Annotated in this window: 15 protein-coding genes; all 15 read right to left on the minus strand. The window is 56.5% G+C overall.

Annotated elements, in window-relative coordinates; translation table 11 throughout:
* Positions 1–90: 90 nt before the first annotated feature.
* Positions 91–1,323 (minus strand): cell division protein FtsA, encoded by a 1,233-nt coding sequence (gene ftsA / locus JQU52_RS00130; protein WP_230339200.1) that lies wholly within the window; start codon positions 1,321–1,323, stop codon positions 91–93.
* Between the two features lie 23 nt (positions 1,324–1,346).
* Entirely contained in the window at positions 1,347–2,096 is a 750-nt protein-coding gene (locus tag JQU52_RS00135) for a cell division protein FtsQ/DivIB (RefSeq protein ID WP_230339201.1), read from the minus strand.
* Positions 2,080–2,991 carry a D-alanine--D-alanine ligase gene (locus JQU52_RS00140; protein ID WP_230339202.1) on the minus strand — a complete coding sequence of 304 codons (912 nt, stop codon included), beginning with the start codon at positions 2,989–2,991 and terminating at the stop codon, positions 2,080–2,082. The genes JQU52_RS00135 and JQU52_RS00140 overlap by 17 nt, the downstream gene beginning before the upstream one ends.
* Before the next feature lie 115 nt (positions 2,992–3,106).
* Positions 3,107–4,129 carry a hypothetical protein gene (locus tag JQU52_RS00145; protein ID WP_230339203.1) on the minus strand — a complete coding sequence of 341 codons (1,023 nt, stop codon included), beginning with the start codon at positions 4,127–4,129 and terminating at the stop codon, positions 3,107–3,109.
* 54 nt (positions 4,130–4,183) lie between these two features.
* Positions 4,184–5,581 carry a UDP-N-acetylmuramate--L-alanine ligase gene (murC, locus tag JQU52_RS00150; protein ID WP_230340609.1) on the minus strand — a complete coding sequence of 466 codons (1,398 nt, stop codon included), beginning with the start codon at positions 5,579–5,581 and terminating at the stop codon, positions 4,184–4,186.
* Positions 5,582–5,650: 69 nt separating this feature from the next.
* Entirely contained in the window at positions 5,651–6,727 is a 1,077-nt protein-coding gene (gene murG, locus JQU52_RS00155) for an undecaprenyldiphospho-muramoylpentapeptide beta-N-acetylglucosaminyltransferase (RefSeq protein WP_230339204.1), read from the minus strand.
* Positions 6,728–6,889: 162 nt separating this feature from the next.
* Positions 6,890–8,044, minus strand: coding sequence for a putative lipid II flippase FtsW (gene ftsW / locus JQU52_RS00160; RefSeq protein ID WP_230340610.1), 1,155 nt, complete (start codon positions 8,042–8,044; stop codon positions 6,890–6,892).
* On the minus strand, positions 8,037–9,386 hold the full coding sequence (murD, locus tag JQU52_RS00165; RefSeq protein WP_230339205.1) for a UDP-N-acetylmuramoyl-L-alanine--D-glutamate ligase: 1,350 nt from the start codon (positions 9,384–9,386) through the stop codon (positions 8,037–8,039). Before murD ends, ftsW begins: the two co-directional genes overlap by 8 nt.
* Before the next feature lie 36 nt (positions 9,387–9,422).
* On the minus strand, positions 9,423–10,559 hold the full coding sequence (locus JQU52_RS00170) for an agmatine deiminase family protein (RefSeq protein ID WP_230339206.1): 1,137 nt from the start codon (positions 10,557–10,559) through the stop codon (positions 9,423–9,425).
* A 56-nt stretch (positions 10,560–10,615) separates the two neighbouring features.
* Complete coding sequence (locus JQU52_RS00175) at positions 10,616–10,957, minus strand: hypothetical protein (RefSeq protein WP_230339207.1); 342 nt, start codon at positions 10,955–10,957, stop codon at positions 10,616–10,618.
* 17 nt (positions 10,958–10,974) lie between these two features.
* Positions 10,975–12,060, minus strand: coding sequence for a phospho-N-acetylmuramoyl-pentapeptide-transferase (gene mraY / locus JQU52_RS00180; protein ID WP_230339208.1), 1,086 nt, complete (start codon positions 12,058–12,060; stop codon positions 10,975–10,977).
* Positions 12,061–12,230: 170 nt separating this feature from the next.
* Positions 12,231–13,601, minus strand: coding sequence for a UDP-N-acetylmuramoyl-tripeptide--D-alanyl-D-alanine ligase (locus tag JQU52_RS00185; protein WP_230340611.1), 1,371 nt, complete (start codon positions 13,599–13,601; stop codon positions 12,231–12,233).
* A 133-nt stretch (positions 13,602–13,734) separates the two neighbouring features.
* Entirely contained in the window at positions 13,735–14,838 is a 1,104-nt protein-coding gene (locus JQU52_RS00190; RefSeq protein WP_230339209.1) for an Abi family protein, read from the minus strand.
* The gene (locus tag JQU52_RS00195) at positions 14,756–16,231 is read right to left on the minus strand and encodes a UDP-N-acetylmuramoyl-L-alanyl-D-glutamate--2,6-diaminopimelate ligase (protein WP_230339210.1); all 1,476 of its coding nucleotides are present in this window, start codon (positions 16,229–16,231) and stop codon (positions 14,756–14,758) included. Before JQU52_RS00195 ends, JQU52_RS00190 begins: the two co-directional genes overlap by 83 nt.
* A gap of 140 nt (positions 16,232–16,371) precedes the next feature.
* A complete protein-coding gene (locus tag JQU52_RS00200; protein WP_230339211.1) occupies positions 16,372–18,117 on the minus strand; it encodes a peptidoglycan D,D-transpeptidase FtsI family protein in 1,746 nt (581 codons plus the stop codon).
* Positions 18,118–18,132: the final 15 nt, after the last annotated feature.

The following is an 18,132-nucleotide window of genomic DNA, read 5'->3' on the forward strand; positions in this document are numbered from 1 at the left end:
TTTGCGGCCGGGCTGTGCTTTGTGTCTGCGGGGATTATAGGGCTTTCAGACAGCACTGGCAAAGGTTTACCTACCGTTTTCGCAATTAAATCAGAAATTGTTTTTAAACCATTCCTGCAATTTTTTCAGTACCGACGCTTTGGGTTCGGCCGCATGTACCGGCATGCCCGCCCGGCCATCATCGCCACGGGCGGCCTGTAACAAGCCGATGGCGGTGGCAAAGCGCGGATTGCGGATGCGCTCGGACACGCCGCCCATTTCCTGCGGCACGCCAATGCGTGCGGGCAGGTTGAAGACGTCTTCGGCCAAGTCCACCATGCCGGTGAGCAAGGAAGCGCCGCCGGTAAGCACCACGCCGGAGGTGAGCACTTCTTCAGGAAAGCCGGAGCGGCGCAATTCGTTTAATACCAATTCCAAAATTTCCTCTACCCGCGGGCCAATTACGCTGGCCAGTACACGGCGGGAAATTTGGCGCGGGCTGCGGTCGCCCACGCTGGGCACCTCAATCATGTCGTCCAAGCCGTCCATGGTGGCCAATGCCACGCCGTGGTGGATTTTGATGTATTCGGCGGCGCTGTGCGGGGTGCGCAGGGCTTGCGCCAAGTCTTTGGTAATCAAATCGCCGGCCACCGGAATCACGGCGGTGTGGCGGATGGCACCGTTGGTATACACCGCAATATCGGTGGTGCCGCCGCCGATGTCGATGACGCACACGCCCAATTCTTTTTCGTCTTCGGTGAGCACCGCTTGGCCGCTGGCCAAGGGCTGCAAAATCATGTGCTCGATGTGCAAGCCACAGCGGTTAACGCATTTTTGGATGTTTTGCATGGCGGTAACTGCGCCGGTGATGATGTGGATGCGCGTATCCAAGCGCATGCCGCTCATGCCGATGGGTTCTTTTACGCCGGGCTGGTTGTCGATAATAAATTCCTGCACCACGGTGTGCAAAATATCGTGATCCGGCGGAATGTTAACAGCCTTGGCGGTTTCCACCGCGCGGTCGATATCGGCCTGAGTAACTTCGCCGTCTTTAATCTTCACCACGCCTTGTGAGTTGAGGCTGCGGATATGGTTCCCGGCAATACCGGTAGTAACGCTGTCTACATGCGCGTCGGCCATCAGCTGCGCCTCGTCCATGGCCACTTTAATCGCTTGGGCGGTGGTTTCGATATTGGTGACCATCCCCGCTTTCAGCCCGCGCGAAGGGGTTTCGCCCAGGCCGATGATGTGGATGTCGTTGTCGTCTTGCACTTCGCCAATCAGGGCGATGACTTTAGAAGTGCCGATGTCTAATGCACTGATGTATTTTTTGTTTTTAACCATGATTTTTCCATTTAAGCCAGTATTTATTCTGTTGTTGCTGCGCCTGCCACTGCGGCCTCACCGCGGCGACGCAGCGCAAATCCATCTTTGTAGCGCATATCCACATAGCTGATGTCGGCAGCCTGTGCCTGCAGTACCTGCGGCCACGCCCACACAAAATGCTTGAGCCGTTCGGCTTCGTTTTCGCGCCCTAGGCGCACGGTGATGCCGTTGTCCAATTCCAGCGTCCACGCCGAGCGGGCGCTGTAATGCAGCTTGGCAATATGTAAGCCGGTGGGGCGCAAGGCTGCCTGAAAGCCGGACAACTTGGCCACCATCAATGGCGGCACGCGGGCGTGCACATCGGTGATTTCGGCCACAAATTGCGGCAAGGTTTCGCTGGTTTGGGCGCTAAAGAGTTCGCCGTTGCTGTCTACCAGCTGCTGATCATCCCAATGGGCCACCGGTACGCGCTCGGTGAGCGACACTTCCACGGTGTCCGGCCAGATGCGTTTTACCTGCGCCTTGCCCACCCACGGCAGCGCGGCCAAGGCCGTTTGCGCTGCATTCACATCGGCCTTAAAAATATTGCCGTGTAAATGCTGCTGCGCCACCGCCTGCACCTGCTGGGCAGAAACCCGCACCAAGGGCTGCGCCAACTGCACTTGCTTGATGGGGAAATAAGGCGAATTCACCAGCCACACCCCGCCCGCCGCCAATAGGCACAGTATCACACAAGCATACAGCCAGCGATACAGCCGCTTAAGCGCGGCGGCGTTATCCCACAGTCGCATGGCTTAAAATTTCCATGCATAAATCGGCAAAATCTAGCCCCACTTGTGCAGCGGCTTTGGGCACCAGGCTATGGCTGGTCATGCCCGGCACGGTATTCACTTCGAGCAAATAAAGCGCACCGTCTTCGCCGCGCAAGAAGTCTACCCGCCCCCAGCCCTTGCCGCCCACGGCTGCAAAAGCTTTGAGGGTTAAATCACGCATTTGCGCTTCTTGCTCGGCAGGTAAGTCCGACGGGCACAAATAAACCGTGTCATCACGGTGGTATTTGGCTTCGTAATCGTAAAATTCGGTGGCCGGAATAATGCGGATGCTGGGCAAGGCGCGATTGCCGAGCACGGCGCAGGTGTATTCGCCGCCATTAATGCTTTTTTCGGCCAGCACTTCGCCGTGGTATTGCTTTAATTCCTGATAGGCGGCCGCCAATTCGCCCGGCTGTTTGATTTTCTTCACCCCTACACTGCTGCCCTCGGCTGCGGGTTTGACAAACAAGGGCAAGCCCAGTTCGGCTTCTACCGCGGCAAAATCGGTATCTTCATGCAGCACCGCATACGGCACATTGGGCAGATTGAAACCGGCCCACACCAAGCGGGTGCGGAATTTGTCCATGCCGATGGCGCTGGCAAGTACGCCGCAGCCGGTGTAGGGGATGCCCAAGGCTTCCAGCGCGCCCTGCACCACGCCGTCTTCACCGTAGGTGCCGTGCAGGATATTAAAGGCTGCCTGAAAGCCTTCGGTTTTCAGGTTTTGCAAAGGTTGTTCTGCCGGGTCGAAGGCGTGGGCATCCACACCGCGGCTTTGCAGCGCCGCCAAAATCGCAGCGCCGCTGTTCAACGACACTGCACGCTCGGCGGAAAAACCGCCCATCAGCACCGCCACTTTACCGAAATTATTCATTGCTGTTTCCATTGTTTCATTTATTGCTGTTAGGTTAATCCGCTGTCGAATTCTTGAATCCGACCTACTTCCTCGGCAATCCATTTATGCATTTCAGGCAGCCTAAAGCCCATTTTTAAAACCGATACCAGCCCCAAGTGGGATCATAATCTGTCCGCACGTGGCTGTTGATTTGCCCGAATTCGGCCACGCTGGTTTGAGCCTGCGCTTCGCCCCAAGCGGCATCGCCGCAATAGGCATACACCGAACGCACGCCGCGGCTGAGGTTGACCACGCTCAACACCCCCACGCCTTGCTGGCCGATGGCCATGCGCTGGAAAAAAGCATCTTCCAGCTCGCGCGCGGCATCCACATCTTCTTGGCTGTCCAGCTCAGTGTCAATAATAATGCACCAGCCCATATCGGCCCGACCCAACACGCTGGCGGCGCTGCGGTTGCGGGTAAAAATCAACGCGTCTTGCTGTTCGCTTTCCTCGCATTGTGCCATTTCAAATTCGCATTCGTCTTCCGGCGGCGGATACAGGCCGCTGTGCGCCAATTCATCGCGCCACAGTGTATCCACCACGGCAGGCAAATCGCTGAGCGCAATGGCGTTTGCCGGAACGGCATCGGCAAAATCCACCGCCGCAATTTTGACCGCAAAATCCCATTCGCCCAAAATATGGTCGAGCATAATAAAGGCCATGTGCTGCGCCTGCTCGCGCTGTTCCTCGGCAAACGGCACTGTAAACGCCAGCACCAAATCAATGCGGAAATCGGCGGTGCCGGGCAGCACTTTCACATCGGCGGCATTCAATTCCAGCCCGTTCATACGGAAGCCGAACCGATCCATCGATTCGCGCGGCAAACGCTGCCTGAACGCGCTCACGGCATAACGCTCAGGGGTGGCAGTGTCCACCAGCGCCTGCACATGGGGAAAACCGGCCACAATGCCGTTGGCACTGAATATCAAGGTGGCTTTATCGGCATCGCCCTCCAGCTCCAGCACCACATCGTCGAGGTGTTTTCTCAGCAACTCATTGCCTTCTTCCACCAAGATTTGCGGGCTTTGTGCGGCCAGGCGGGCTTCTGCTGCCTGCCATTCCTGCCAAAATGCTTGGGCGCGGGTGCGGCTGTCGGCATGGATGGTGGCGCTCATGGGGTTCTCCTTTATTTTGGATATAAAGTAAAACAGGCTTTCAGGCAGCCTTATTCAAACCAAAGCCAACAACTGCTTGGGCACGGCGCTGATGCTGCCTGCACCCATGGTCAGCACCACGTCGCCGTCTTGCAGTATATTCAATAAGGTTTGCGGCAAAGCGGCCACGTCTTCCACATACAAAGGCTCCACTTTACCATGCACGCGCACCGCGCGGCTGAGTGCTTTGCTGTCGGCGGCCACAATCGGCGCTTCACCGGCGGCATACACTTCGGTGAGCACCAGCGCATCGGTTTGGTTGAGCACGGCCACAAAGTCTTCAAACAAATCTTTGGTGCGGCTGTAGCGGTGCGGCTGGAACGCCAATACCAGGCGGCGTTGCGGGTAAGCGCCACGGGTGGCGGCCAAGGTGGCGGCCATTTCCACCGGATGGTGGCCGTAGTCGTCAATCAGCAAGGCGCTGCCGCGGTTTTCAGGCAGCGTGATGTTGCCATAACTCTGAAAACGCCGCCCCACGCCGCTAAAGCCGCTTAAGCCCGCCTGAATGGCCGCCACCGGCACCGCGCATTCCAGCGCCACGCCAATCACCGCCAGCGCATTAAGCACATTGTGGCGGCCGGGCATGTTCACCAACACTTCAAACGGGGCAATGCCTTTTTTGCGCGTGTGTACGGTAAAGCGCATGGCCGCGCCCACCGCTTGCAAATCGGTGGCATAAAGATCCGCCTCGGCATCCAAGCCGTAGGTAACAAACGGTTTGTTGATTTTGGGCAAAATGGCGCGCACATGCTCGCTGTCGATGCACAAAAACGCTTTGCCGTAAAACGGCATGCGGTGCACAAAGTCCACAAACGCCTGATGCAGCTTGTCTACACTGTGGTCGTAGGTTTCCATGTGGTCGGTGTCGATATTGGTGACCACGGTAAACAAGGGCGTGAGGTAGAGAAAAGAAGCGTCCGACTCATCGGCTTCGGCCACAATATATTGGCCGGTGCCCAGTTTGGCATTGCTGCCCGCGGCGGTGAGTCGCCCGCCAATCACAAAAGTGGGATCCAAATCCGCCGCCGCCAGCACCGCAGCGGTGAGGCTGGTGGTGGTGGTTTTGCCGTGGGTGCCGGCAATGGCAATGCCGTTACCAAAACGCATGATTTCGGCCAGCATCATCGCACGCGGGATCACCGGGATTTTATGGATTTGTGCGGCGGCCACTTCGGGGTTGTCTTTTTTAACCGCGGTGGAAGTCACCACCACATCGGCACCGGCAATATGCTCTGCAGCATGGCCTTGGTACACCGCCACGCCGATGTCTTGCAAATGGCGGGTGGCGGCATTGGCCGACATATCGGAGCCGGAAATGCGGTAGCCTTGGTTGTGCAGCACTTCGGCAATGCCGCACATACCGGTGCCGCCGATGCCAACAAAATGAATGTGTTTGATGCGGTTTTTCATAATGGATTTGTCTTTGGTTTTTAATCTGTTTTTAGGCTGCCTGAAAGGGTTTTTCGGGTTTCAGGCAGCCTTTTAGGCATTGGATTTCAAGGCCGCAATGGCTATTTGCGCTACCCTATCGGCGCTGTCGGGCATGGCCAGAGTGCGGGCGTTTTCGGCCCACAGCAGGCATTGTTCGCGGCTAAGCCCGGCCAATACGGCGGCCAGTTTTTCGGCGCTCAACTCAGCCTGCGGCAGCAGCAGCCCGGCATCGGCTTTCACCATAAAGCGGGCATTGGCGGTTTGGTGGTCGTCTACCGCATGCGGGTAAGGCACCAGCAAAGCGCCGATACCGGCGGCGGTGAGCTCGGCAATGGTGAGCGCACCGGCGCGGCAAATCACCACATCGGCTGCGCGGTAGGCCGATACCATGTCGTCGATAAATTCCACACAATCGGCTGCTAAGCCACGGTCGGCATAGGCTGCCTGCAACGCCGCCAGCTTGTTGCGGCCGGATTGGTGGCTTATTTGTACTTGCCGGTTTGGCGGCAGCAAAGCCAAGGCCGCCGGTACGGTTTGGTTGAGCGCATCGGCGCCAAGGCTGCCGCCCACCACCAAGATATTCAGGCTGCCTGAACGTGCGCCAAAGCGCTCAGCAGGCGCAGGCAAGGCGGCAATATCGGCACGCACAGGGTTGCCCACCCAGCCGCTTTCATCGGCAAATACCTTGGGAAACGCATACAACACCCGCTGCGCCCAGCGCGACAATACTTTATTGGCCAAACCGGGCACCGCATTTTGCTCGTGAATCAGCAGCGGGATGCCCGCCAATTTGGCGGCCACACCGCCGGGAAAGGTCACAAAACCGCCAAAACCGATGACCGCCGCCACCCGCTGTTTTTTGATGATGGCGCGCGCGGCCTGAATGGTTTTGAGCAAGGTAAACGGCAAGGCCAGCTTGCGTTTGAGGCCGTTGCCGCGCACGCCTTTGATGGCCAGTGTTTCCAGATGGATGCCGTATTGCGGCACGATGCGCATTTCCATCGCGCCCTCACTGCCCAGCCACACCACATGGTGGCCGCGTGCCTGCAAAGCCTGCGCCACCGCCAGCGCCGGGAAAATATGGCCGCCGGTGCCGCCGGCCATCAGCATAAAGGTTTTACCGCTCATATTACCGCCTGTTGTGCTTGCGGCTGTCTTTCAGGCAGCCTTGAAGTGTCATAGTGGATTAAATTTGAATCAAGACAAGGCGACAAGCAGCAGACAGTACAGATAGTACGGCAAGGCGAGGCAACACAGTATTGGTTCAAATTTAATTCACTATAAAACAAACTAAACCTTAAACCCCCGCATCACGCGGCGGTTTTCATAATCCACCCGCATCAGCAAACCCATGCACAGCAGCATCACCATCACCGCCGAGCCACCGTAAGACATCAGCGGCAGGGTAAGCCCCTTGGTGGGCAGCAAGCCGATGTTCACGCCGATATTAAAAAAGCTCTGAATACCCAGCCACATGCCGATGCCTTTGGCCACAAACGCGCCAAAAAACAGCTCCAAATCACGCGCCTGCTTACCGATGGAAAACGCGCGCAACACCAGCCACACATAGCAAAAAATCAGCACCAACACGCCCACAAAACCGAATTCCTCGCCAATCACCGCCAAAATAAAATCGGTGTGCGCTTCAGGCAGGTAAAAGCGTTTTTCCAAGCTGGCACCCAAGCCCACACCCAGCCAGCCGCCGCGCCCCATCGCCATCAGCGAATGGGTGAGCTGATAGCCCTTGCCCAACGGGTCTTGCCACGGGTCTAAAAACGCGGTTACCCGCGCCACACGGTAAGGCTCAATCAACACCAGCAGCACCATAGCAGCCAAGCCGATGGCCACCACAGCAATAAACCAGCGAAACGGCAAGCCGGCCAAAAACAGCAAACTCACCGCCACCACCGACACCACCACAAACGAGCCGAAATCCGGCTCCAGCATGATTAAATACAAACCCGCACCCACCGGGATACCGACAAACCATACTTTTTTAAACTGCTTGAGTATCTCGGCACGGCGGGTAAAAAAGCTGGATAAATACAGAATCACCGCCAGCTTGAATATCTCGGTGGGCTGCAAGTTAATCGGCCCCACATGAATCCAGCGCTTGGCACCATTGATTTCCCGCCCCACAAACAGCACCGCCAGCAACAGCAGCAAGCTGCCAAACAAAATCAGCGGCGTGATTTTCTTCCAAAACGACAACGGCATTTTGGCCGCCAACCAAGCAAACAGCCCGCCCGCCGCGATAAACGATGCTTGGCGAGACAGGTAAAAATACTTGCTGCCGCCATCGTGCCCGGCATAGGCAATCGAAGCGGAATACACCATCATCAAACTAAAGGCCGCCATCAACACAATCATCCACAGCAGCGACACATCATAGGTGTGGCCACGGCGCAGCAGCTTGCGATCCAAGAGTTTCGATTCGCTAATCAGCATGGCGCTCCCCTGCCAAAGCCCGCACCGCCGCCACAAACACTTCGGCACGATGGGCATAACCACGGAACATATCAAAGCTGGCGCAAGCCGGGCTGAGCAGAACCATATCGCCCGGCTGCGCCAGTGCTGCTGCCCGTGCGGTGGCGGCTTCTAGGCTGGCGCAATGCTCTACCGGCACCGCCAAATCGCCCACCGCCGCCTCAATAAGTGCAGCATCCGCGCCAATCAACAATACCGCGCGGGCTTTGCCCTGCAAGGCGGCGCGCAGCGGCGTAAAATCCTGCCCCTTGCCCAAGCCCCCGGCAATCAGCACAATCGGTGCATCCAAGCCGGTAAGTGCGGCGCAAGTGGCACCCACATTAGTGCCTTTGGAGTCGTCGATATAGCTCACGCCATTGATTTCGGACACTTTTTGTACCCGATGCGGCAAGCCTTCAAATTGGCCGACATATTGCAGCAGCTCGGCGCGCGGCAGGCCGATGGCTTCGCACAAGGCCAGCGCCACCAGCACATTGGCGGCGTTGTGGCTGCCTTGCAAGGGCAAGGCGCTTTGGCTGATTAAGGGCGCATCACCGGCGCTGAGCACGCCGTTATTGAGCCAATAATCGGCAGGCTGTTGCAGTGAAAACCACTTTACCGGCCGCCCTGCACGCTGCATGGCGCGACAGAAAACATCGTCGGCATTGAGCACCTGCACCGCTTGGCCGCGGAAAATGCGGTCTTTGGCGTGAGCGTAGTCGAGTAAGTCGTCGTAGCGGTCTAGATGGTCTTCAGAAATATTCAGCACCGTGGCGGCACTGGCATTTAACCAAGGCGTGGTTTCGAGCTGGAAGCTGGACAGCTCCAGCACCCACACATGCGCCGGCTTGCCTTCGCGTGCCAGCCACGCTTCCAGCACCGGTGTGCCGATATTACCCGCCACCACGGTATCCAATCCGCAGCGCTGACACAAAAAGCCCACCAAACTGGTAACAGTGGTTTTGCCGTTGGCGCCGGTAATCGCAATCACCTTGCTGCCGCTGCCCGCAAGCAAATCGGCCAAAATCTGCACATCGCCCAGCACTTGCCCGCCCGCCGCTTTAAAGGCAGCGATTTCGGGCTGACGCACTGAGATGCCGGGGCTAACCGCCAGCACGTCAAAATCGGGGCTGATGACATCGGCTAGGCTACCTGAAAACACCGCCGCACCAAAACGCTGGCGCAAATCGGCAGCGCGCACCTCGTCTGCCTTGGCATCATAGGCGGCCACTTCGGCACCTGCCCGGCTTAAAAACGCCAGCAGCGACACACCTGTGCCGCCCAAGCCCACCACCAAAACGCGTTTGTTATGCCAATCCATAAACTGATGTTTCTCTCGTGCTTAATACCTATTTATTCAGGCGATTTCTTGCTGGGTGGTGCAATGGATGCTGCCGCCACCTGCAGCAATGCCGTCTACATTGAGCATGATGATTTCACGCCCCGGATAGGCTTGCTGCAACACCGCTTTGGCGGCTGCATCCGCTTTTTCGTCACCAAATTCCTGCGCAATCACCGCGCCGTTGCACACATAAAAACCGATATAGCCAGCGGCAAATTCATCGTTTAGATAGGCCGGGCGCAAATTGGTGGGTGCGGTTAAAGTTTCTACCTGCAAAGGCTGGCCTTGCAGATTGGTGGCCGCTTGCAACAGCTTCAGATGCTGGCGGGTGATGTCGTAATCGTATGAAGACGGGTCGTTGTCCAAACCGGCCAGCACGGTGTTTTTACCAGCAAAGCGGGCGTAAAAATCGATGTGGCCGTCGGTGATGTCGCGCCCTTTCACGCCGGGCAGCCAAATAATTTTTTCGATGCCGAGCAAAGGCTGTATAGCGGCGGCAAATTCGGCTTTACTGCGACCGGGGTTGCGGTTGTCGTTGAGGATGCAGCTTTCGGTCATCACCGCCAAGCCGTGGCCGTTCACTTCAATACAGCCGCCCTCCAACACCCAATCGGTGCTCAGCAAGGGCACACCGGCTTCTTTGGCCACCAAGGCCGCCACTTTGGCATCTTGCCGCGATGCCTGTTTACCGCCCCAACCGTTGAAATTAAAGTTCACGCCCGCCCGTTCGCCGGCGGCGTTTTTCACAAACACGCAGCTGGTGTCGCGCATCCATAAGTCGTCTAGCCCGGCCGGAATCAGGCGCACTTTGTCGCTCACCAGTTTGCGGGCAATGGCTTCTTCTTCCGCGCGCACCAACATGTGCACCGGCTCGAATTCGGCAATGGTGTTGGCAATCAAGGCCAGATTGCGACGCACTTCAGGCAGCAGCTTGCGTCCCCAAATCTTCTGCGAGGCGCCAAATGCCATCCAAGTGCGGATATGCGAGGCGTCTTCATCGGGCATCAACCAGCCGGAAGGCTTCGCTTGCGCACCGCCTGCACCAGATGCCGCGCCGGCGGCGGGCTGTGCCGAACACGCACCCGCACCCAACATTAGGCCGCCGCCCAACAGCATGCTTTGGCAGAGAAAACGGCGTCGATTGATATTCATGATAGGCATTTCTTTTAAATTAAGCTCAATGAAAGAGCGATTTCATGATTTAGGGTTCAGGCAGCCCAAAAATTCAGCGTGGCATCGATAAATACCCCCGCAAACGCCACGCACACGCCAAACATAAACACCCGCAGCGTACGCTGATAGTATTGCTCGCCCTGCTCGCGCGGATAATTCATCCGCAACACCCGATACAAAACACTAATCAGGCAGGTAATGCCCGTTATCATGCACAAACCAACAACATAGGCTAAAACATCACCCAACGGCACGTCCGACTTCACCCAAGACGACATAAAATTCAGGATAAAGCCCAACAAAATACCGGTAGCGGTAACCAAGGGCTGGCGGAAAGATTGTATTTTGTCTTCCATTAGATTTGCTCCAACAATCATTCAGGCTGCCTGAAACCTTAGCGGATTTTCAGCGAGGCCAGCCCAATCAGCACCAACACAATGGTGATAATCCAAAAACGCACCACCACCTGGGTTTCTTTCCAGCCTTTTTGCTCGAAATGGTGGTGGATGGGTGCCATCAGGAAAATGCGTTTTTTGCGTGTTTTGTAAGAGCCCACTTGCAGCATCACCGACAACGCCTCCACCACAAACAGGCCGCCCATAATAAACAGCACAATTTCTTGGCGCACAATCACCGCCACCGCGCCCAAGGCCGCGCCCAACGCCAGCGCACCCACATCGCCCATAAACACCTGCGCCGGATAGGCGTTGAACCACAAAAAGCCCAAACAAGCGCCGCACAAAGCCGCGCAAAACACCACCACTTCATTGGCACCCACCACATGCGGCAGTTGCAAATATTGGGCAAACTGAGCATGGCCGCTGGCGTAGGCAAAAATAGCCAAGCCGCCGGCCACCAGCACCACCGGAAACGCCGCCAAACCATCCAAGCCGTCGGTAAGGTTCACCGCATTAGATGTACCCACAATCACCAAATAGGTCAGAATCACAAAGCCGATGCCACCCAAGGGATAGGCGATTTGCTTGAAAAACGGCACGATAAATTCGGTGGCCGAAGGCAAGTGGGCGCTGTAAAACAAAAACACACCGGCCGCCAAGGCAATGGCCGACTGCCAAGCCATTTTGAAACGTGCCGACACGCCGTTGGGGTCTTTATAGACCACTTTTTTCCAGTCGTCGTAAAAGCCTAAGGCGCCGGTGCCCAACAACACGCCGAGCAAAATCCACACATAGGCATTGGCCAGATTGGCCCACAGCAGCGTAGACACAGTAATCGCCATCAAAATCAATGTGCCGCCCATGGTGGGGGTGCCGGTTTTGATTAAATGGGTTTGCGGGCCATCGTGGCGCACCGCCTGCCCTACTTTTAATTCAGTGAGTTTGCGGATGGTCCACGGCCCCAACAGCAGGCTGAACACCAGCGAAGTGAGTGCGGCCATCACCGCACGGAAAGTGGTGTACTGAAACAGATTAAAGCCGCTGATCCAGTGGTTGAAAAGTTCTGCTAACCATAACAGCATGGTTGTGGTTCCTTAAGGCGCGGCTTGGCCACGCTTGATTTGATTGTTTGGGGGTGATATCAATACCGCTTTCAGGCAGCCTGAGATGGATTAATTTTCTTCACACCGCCTTTCAGGCAGCCTGAAAACACAAAAAGGGCTTATTTTACCGATTTCTGTGGTGTTTGTGTTTATGCTTTGCTTATGTCCGGCGCAGATTGCAAGGCCGCCACCACCGTTTCCATCTGCATAAAGCGCGAGCCTTTCACCAAAAAGCTAGCCTGTGCTTGATCCAGCGCCTGCGCAGCGGCAGCCAGCGCGTCTTTTTGTTCAAAAAACGCCTGCGGTTGGCCATACGCCTCAGCGGCAAAACGCGCATCGGCACCCGTAAACAGCGCATGCTCAATACCACGGGCGCGCGCATACGCGCCCACTTCGGCATGTAATTGAGGCGCATCCGCACCCAATTCGCCAATCGCCCCCATCACCAATACGCGCGGTGCGGGCTGCGCCGCCAGCACGTCAATGGCGGCTTTAAACGAATCGGGGTTGGCGTTGTAGCTGTCGTCAATCAGCAAAGCACCGGCGGCGCTGCGCTTTTGCTGCAAACGCCCTTTGATATTGGCAAACCCGGCCAAGGCCTGCGCAATGGTATCGCCCGGCACTTCGGCGGCCAATGCCAGCGCGGCAGCGGCCACGGCATTGTGTACATTGTGGCGGCCCGGCACCGGCAGCTGCACCGGCTGCGCCACACCGGCGGCATGCAGCACAAAATCCACACCCAATGGCTTCAATACCATATCCGACGCATATACATCACCGCTACTCACGCCAAAGGTGCGCTGCTGTTTGCCCTGCAAGGCTGCCTGAAACACAGCAGCTTCGGCATCTTCACATGGAATAAAGCCGATGCCGTTTTCAGGCAGCCCTTGGTAAATTTCGCTTTTGGCACGGGCAATATCGGCCACGCCGTCAAAGCCACAGCCCACATGCGCGCGCAAAGCATTGTTTACCAGCGCCCAATCGGGGCGTGCCAAACGGGTGAGCAGCGCCAGCTCGCCAAAATGGTTCATGCCCATTTCAATCACCGCAAAGCGATGCTGCGGCTTTAGCTGCAACAGCGTGAGCGGCAGGCCGATGTGGTTGTTGAAATTGCCTGCGGTAGCCAGCACCGCGTCATCACCTGCATGCTGGCGCAACACCGCAGCCAGCATTTCCTTTACCGTGGTTTTACCGGAAGAGCCGGTAATGCCGAACACCCGCGGATTGATGTGCAAACGCCACGCCTGCGCCAACGTTTGCAGGGCGGCTAAGGTATCGGCCACGTTCAGACAGCCCGGAAGATGAGCGCAATCGGCACGCGACACCAGCGCATAAGCGCCCTGCTGCAATACCTGCACCACAAAATCATGGCCGTCGTGTTTCTCACCCGCCAGCGCCACAAACACATCGCCGGCAGTGGCGGCACGGCTGTCGGTGGTGATTTTGCCCACAGCGGCGTTGGCTGCTGGGGGCGGCAGGCCTAGGGTTTGGGTAATAAAAATTAAATCCAATATCGCCATGTGTTTCATCTTTTAGACAGTTCATTCTGTGTTTTTATGTGTCTATGTGTTGCAATTTGACCCATATTGTCTTTTTCGCTATCATTGGTGGCGATATGACCGCCGCCTCTGCACTATGTGTACGCGGCGGTTTTTATTTCTGCCACAAATCCCATTCATGCCAATTCGGCAACAATCCAAACCTGCTTAAACTCATTTTTCCACCATAACCATCACGTTCGGGGAACTCAGCCAGCAATGCCGAAAACCGCTCCGACCACCGCGATTGAGGACACAATACTTTCATCATCAGCTGCATTAGGCTGAAATAGAAAAACGGACGTGTATGATCCAATTGCTGCCAAAATACATCTTTCCTTATTGGCGCAGCCATACGGGATATATTGGCATTCCACAAACGGTCATGATGCGCAGAAATATTGCGTATTTCATTTAATCCTGCCAACCACTGCGCCAAAATATCGCCATTGCCCGCACCGTATTTCAAGGCAATTTGGTTTTTATCATCGTATTTCATGCCTTCATACAAGCGCGACATCGATCCAAAATCCCATAAACAACTCGCAGCCCACACAGGCAAACAGCCATACTTACTCAAATTATGAGCAACAAATTCCAATCGCCGCTTATGAGCTTTCTGTTCCAACACCTTATATCGCGCCAACCATGCCTGATGCTTGGTTTTACCATCCTTCTGAATTTTTTTGCTGAAATTACCATGCAAATATTCAGCCTTGGTATGCGCTAATGGATGATAGGCACCCAAAATGTGCACCATATCCACCCGTACCGCCATTTCAATACGCTCTAAAGCATCCAACGCCAACAAGCGCAATTTTTTGTCAAACAAATATAAAGACAATACCGTTTCAAAATCACTGCCTGCAACAAAGTTATCCAATAAAATTTGGCGCTCTTTATCCCATTGGCGCAAAACATGAAAATAACCACTTAAGCGATAATAACCAATGCGGCGCAAATACCACTGCGCCCGCTCTTCATCCTCCACCCACAGCCCGCGTTTTTGCAATAACGCCACTTGCGCAGGGAAATCCAACCATGGTTTTATAGCTTCCATTCTCCAAATCCATATTTTGGCGGCGATATGCCGCTTCAAACAATCCTGCCTGTATTCACCTGCTTCAGAATAGCCATTATCTTTCTGCCAGCGCCTTTTCAGCCACTTCAAAATCCGAAAAGTGTTGCTTTTGGCCGCCGATGTCTTGATAAGTTTCATGGCCTTTGCCGGCAATCAGAATCATATCGCTAGCAGCGGCATGGGCAATGGTGTAATCGATGGCGGCGGCGCGGTCGGCATTGACATAGGCCGCTTGCGGCACGGCGGGCAGGATGTCGTCGATAATGGCTTGCGGCTCTTCCATGCGCGGGTTGTCGCTGGTCACCACCACGCAATCGGCGCCGGCTTGTGCGGCCGCGCCCATTAAGGGGCGCTTGCCGCGGTCGCGGTTGCCGCCGCAGCCAAATACACACCACAGTTTGGCTCCGGCAGGTTTGATTTCCTGCAAGGTAGCCAGCGCTTTTTCCAGCGCATCGGGGGTGTGGGCGTAGTCCACCACCACCAAGGGTTGGTTGTTGCCCATAATGCAGTCCATGCGCCCGGTAGCGGGGCGAATTTGTGCCACCGCCGCCAGCACATCGGCCAAGGCATGGCCGTTGGCACACAGCACGCCCACGCAGGCGGCCAGATTTTGCGCGTTAAAACGCCCCAGCAAGCGGCTGTGTACACGGCCTTCGCCCCACGGTGTGTGCAAGCCCACATCCATGCCGCTGGCGGCTGCCTGAAAGGCGCCGATGCGGATATCGGCATCCACGCTAAAGCCGTAGCCGTATACCGCTAGCTCGGTGCGTTCGCGGCGCAGGCGGGCGGCCAGTTCGCGGCCGAAATCATCGTCGATATTGATGATGGCATGCTGCAAACCTTGCCAATCGAATAATTTGGCTTTGCTGCTGCCATAGCTGGCCATATCGCCGTGGTAATCCAGATGGTCACGGGTGAGGTTGGTGAACACGGCGCTGCGAAACGGCACGCCCACTACGCGGTGCTGATCCAAGCCGTGGCTCGATACTTCCATCGCCACCGCTCGCGCGCCGTCGTGGGCAAAGCGTTTGAGCCAGCCTTGCACCGACACCGCATCGGGCGTGGTGTGGGTGCTTTGCTGCAATTGCTGCCAATAGCCGTTGCCCACGGTGCCCATGATGGCGCATTTTTGCCCCAGCAAATCGGCAGCCTGCGCCAGCCATTGGCTGATGGAGGTTTTGCCGTTGGTGCCGGTGATGCCCCACAGCGCCATATGGTCGCCCGGATGCTGATAACAGGCCGCCGCCACCAGCCCGGCGCGGGTGCGCAAATCGGCCACGCCCGCATTGGGCACCACCCATTGCGACTGCCAGGCAAAATGGCCGTCGTCGTCCCAAAACACAAAGGCAGCCCCGTTGTCGATGGCTGCCGCAATGTAGTTGCGCCCGTCGGTGTATTCGCCTTGACAGGCCACGAACACATCGCCGGGCTTGACGCTGCGGCTGTCCACCTGCAAAACACGCCCGTGTACGGCGGCGGCCGTAGCGGGCGTTAGGGGGTAATCGGCCAATGTTTGCGATAAGGGAAACATGGTATTTGCTTTCTTAAAACCAAATGGGGTCGTTTTTATATACGGCGGTTTGCCTATCTTAAAGAGGCTGCCTGAAACCGAAAAATTCCGGTTTCAGGCAGCATTCGGTATGGTGCATAACAAGCAACACAAAACGAGGTTTAAGGCGCCGCCGTTGCCGTTGTTGCTTTCAGCGGCTTGGTGGGCATTACCCCCAACACATTCAGGCTGCCGGCCATGATGTTTTTAAACACCGGCCCGGCCACGGTGCCGCCGTAATAGCCGTTGGCCGAAGGCTCGTCCACATTCACCGCCACAATCACCCGCGGCTCATCCGCCGGGGCAAAGCCGATAAAGGTGGCCATGTGTTTGTTCTCGGCATATTGGCCGTTCACCAGCTTGCGGGCGGTGCCGGTTTTGGCGGCCACATCAAAGCCGTCCACCGCACCGGCAGTGCCGGTACCGCCTTTTTCGGTTACCGCCACCATCATATGGCGGATGGTTTTGGCGGTTTGCGGCTTCAGAATCGGCTGGCCTTGCGGCGGCAAATCCTGCTTCAAAAAGCTCACCGGCAGCAATTCGCCGTCGTTGGTGAAGATGGTGTAGCCGCGTGCCAATTGCAGCAGGCTCATTTGCAGGCCGTAGCCGAACGACATGGTGGCCTGCTCAATCGGCCGCCAAGTTTTCCAGTCGCGCACCAAACCGGCGCTTTCACCCGGAAAGCCCGAATGCAGGCGGCGGCCGAAACCCACGGCTTTATAGTAGTCGTACATTTCTTCGGGCTTGAACATGGCCGACAGGCGGCTGGTGCCCACATTCGACGATTTTTGCAAAATGCCGCGCACGTCCAGCGAGCCGTAATTATGAGTGTCGCGCACCGTGGCGCCACCAATTTGGTAGGGATTGGTGTTAAACCAGCTGTTGGCATTGATTTTGCCTGCGTCCAGCGCCTTGGCCACCGGGAAAGGCTTCATGGCGCTGCCCGGCTCAATCATATCGGTGACTGCGCGGTTGCGGCGGCTGTCGCTGTCGGCACCACCCGGATTGTTGGGGTCGTAGCTGGGGGCGTTCACCAGTGCCAAGATTTCGCCGGTTTTGGCGTTCAGCACCACTGCGCTGCCGGCCTTGGCCTGATGGTAAACCAGTGCTTTGTTCAGCTCTTCATAAGCAATCGACTGGATGCGCTGATCCAGCGACAACACCATATTCTGGCCGTCTTCCGGCGCTTTATTGCGCGGCGAATCCAAGCCGTCAACAATATTGCCTTTGTTGTCGCGCAACACCACTTTGGCACCGTCTTGCCCGTGCAGGCTGCTTTCGCGCGCCAGCTCCAAGCCTTCTTGCCCTTTGCCATCGATATTGGTAAAGCCGATTACATGGGCAAACAGATTGCCCATGGGGTAATGGCGCTTGCTTTCATGCTGAAAAGCCAAGCCTTTGATATTCAAGGCCGCCACTTGTTGGCTGATTTCCGGCGGCAATTGGCGTTTCAGATAGACAAAATCTTTGTTTTTGCGGCTCAGGCGCTCGGTGAGGGTTTCCACCGGCACATCAATCAAGGCCGACAATTGCGCCAATTGCTGCGGCGTGGGCAGCTCATCCATGCCAGAAGGCACGGCATAAAGCGAATCGGCGGGGGCGCTGATGGCCAAAGCGGCGCCGTTGCGGTCGGTGATGGTGCCGCGGGTGGCGGTGAGCGGCAGTGTGCGCACAAAGCGCTGGTCGCCTTCTTTTTTCAAAAACGCCTGCTGTTCGGTTTGCAAATACACACCACGACCCACCAAGGCCATAAACGCCACGCTCAGCCCGGCCAACACCAACACGATGCGGCCATTGGTGGTCACCGGTTTGTTGTGTTTGGGCTGCTTGGGCAGCATCTGCGGCTTGTAGTCGTTTTTGATTAACATGTTGTTACCTGTTTG

Source organism: Paralysiella testudinis (assembly GCF_016894345.1).
In the GTDB taxonomy this organism is placed as follows: domain Bacteria; phylum Pseudomonadota; class Gammaproteobacteria; order Burkholderiales; family Neisseriaceae; genus Paralysiella; species Paralysiella testudinis.

Coding starts and splice junctions, on each gene's coding strand:
- JQU52_RS00200 (WP_230339211.1), bottom strand. CDS start 18,117: ATGTTAATCAAAAACGACTACAAGCCGCAGATGCTGCCCAAGCAGCCC.
- murG (WP_230339204.1), bottom strand. CDS start 6,727: ATGAGCGGTAAAACCTTTATGCTGATGGCCGGCGGCACCGGCGGCCAT.
- JQU52_RS00190 (WP_230339209.1), bottom strand. CDS start 14,838: ATGAAACTTATCAAGACATCGGCGGCCAAAAGCAACACTTTTCGGATT.
- JQU52_RS00185 (WP_230340611.1), bottom strand. CDS start 13,601: ATGGCGATATTGGATTTAATTTTTATTACCCAAACCCTAGGCCTGCCG.
- JQU52_RS00175 (WP_230339207.1), bottom strand. CDS start 10,957: ATGATTGTTGGAGCAAATCTAATGGAAGACAAAATACAATCTTTCCGC.
- JQU52_RS00140 (WP_230339202.1), bottom strand. CDS start 2,991: ATGAATAATTTCGGTAAAGTGGCGGTGCTGATGGGCGGTTTTTCCGCC.
- murD (WP_230339205.1), bottom strand. CDS start 9,386: ATGGATTGGCATAACAAACGCGTTTTGGTGGTGGGCTTGGGCGGCACA.
- JQU52_RS00145 (WP_230339203.1), bottom strand. CDS start 4,129: ATGAGCGCCACCATCCATGCCGACAGCCGCACCCGCGCCCAAGCATTT.
- ftsA (WP_230339200.1), bottom strand. CDS start 1,323: ATGGTTAAAAACAAAAAATACATCAGTGCATTAGACATCGGCACTTCT.
- mraY (WP_230339208.1), bottom strand. CDS start 12,060: ATGCTGTTATGGTTAGCAGAACTTTTCAACCACTGGATCAGCGGCTTT.
- JQU52_RS00135 (WP_230339201.1), bottom strand. CDS start 2,096: ATGCGACTGTGGGATAACGCCGCCGCGCTTAAGCGGCTGTATCGCTGG.
- JQU52_RS00170 (WP_230339206.1), bottom strand. CDS start 10,559: ATGAATATCAATCGACGCCGTTTTCTCTGCCAAAGCATGCTGTTGGGC.
- JQU52_RS00195 (WP_230339210.1), bottom strand. CDS start 16,231: ATGTTTCCCTTATCGCAAACATTGGCCGATTACCCCCTAACGCCCGCT.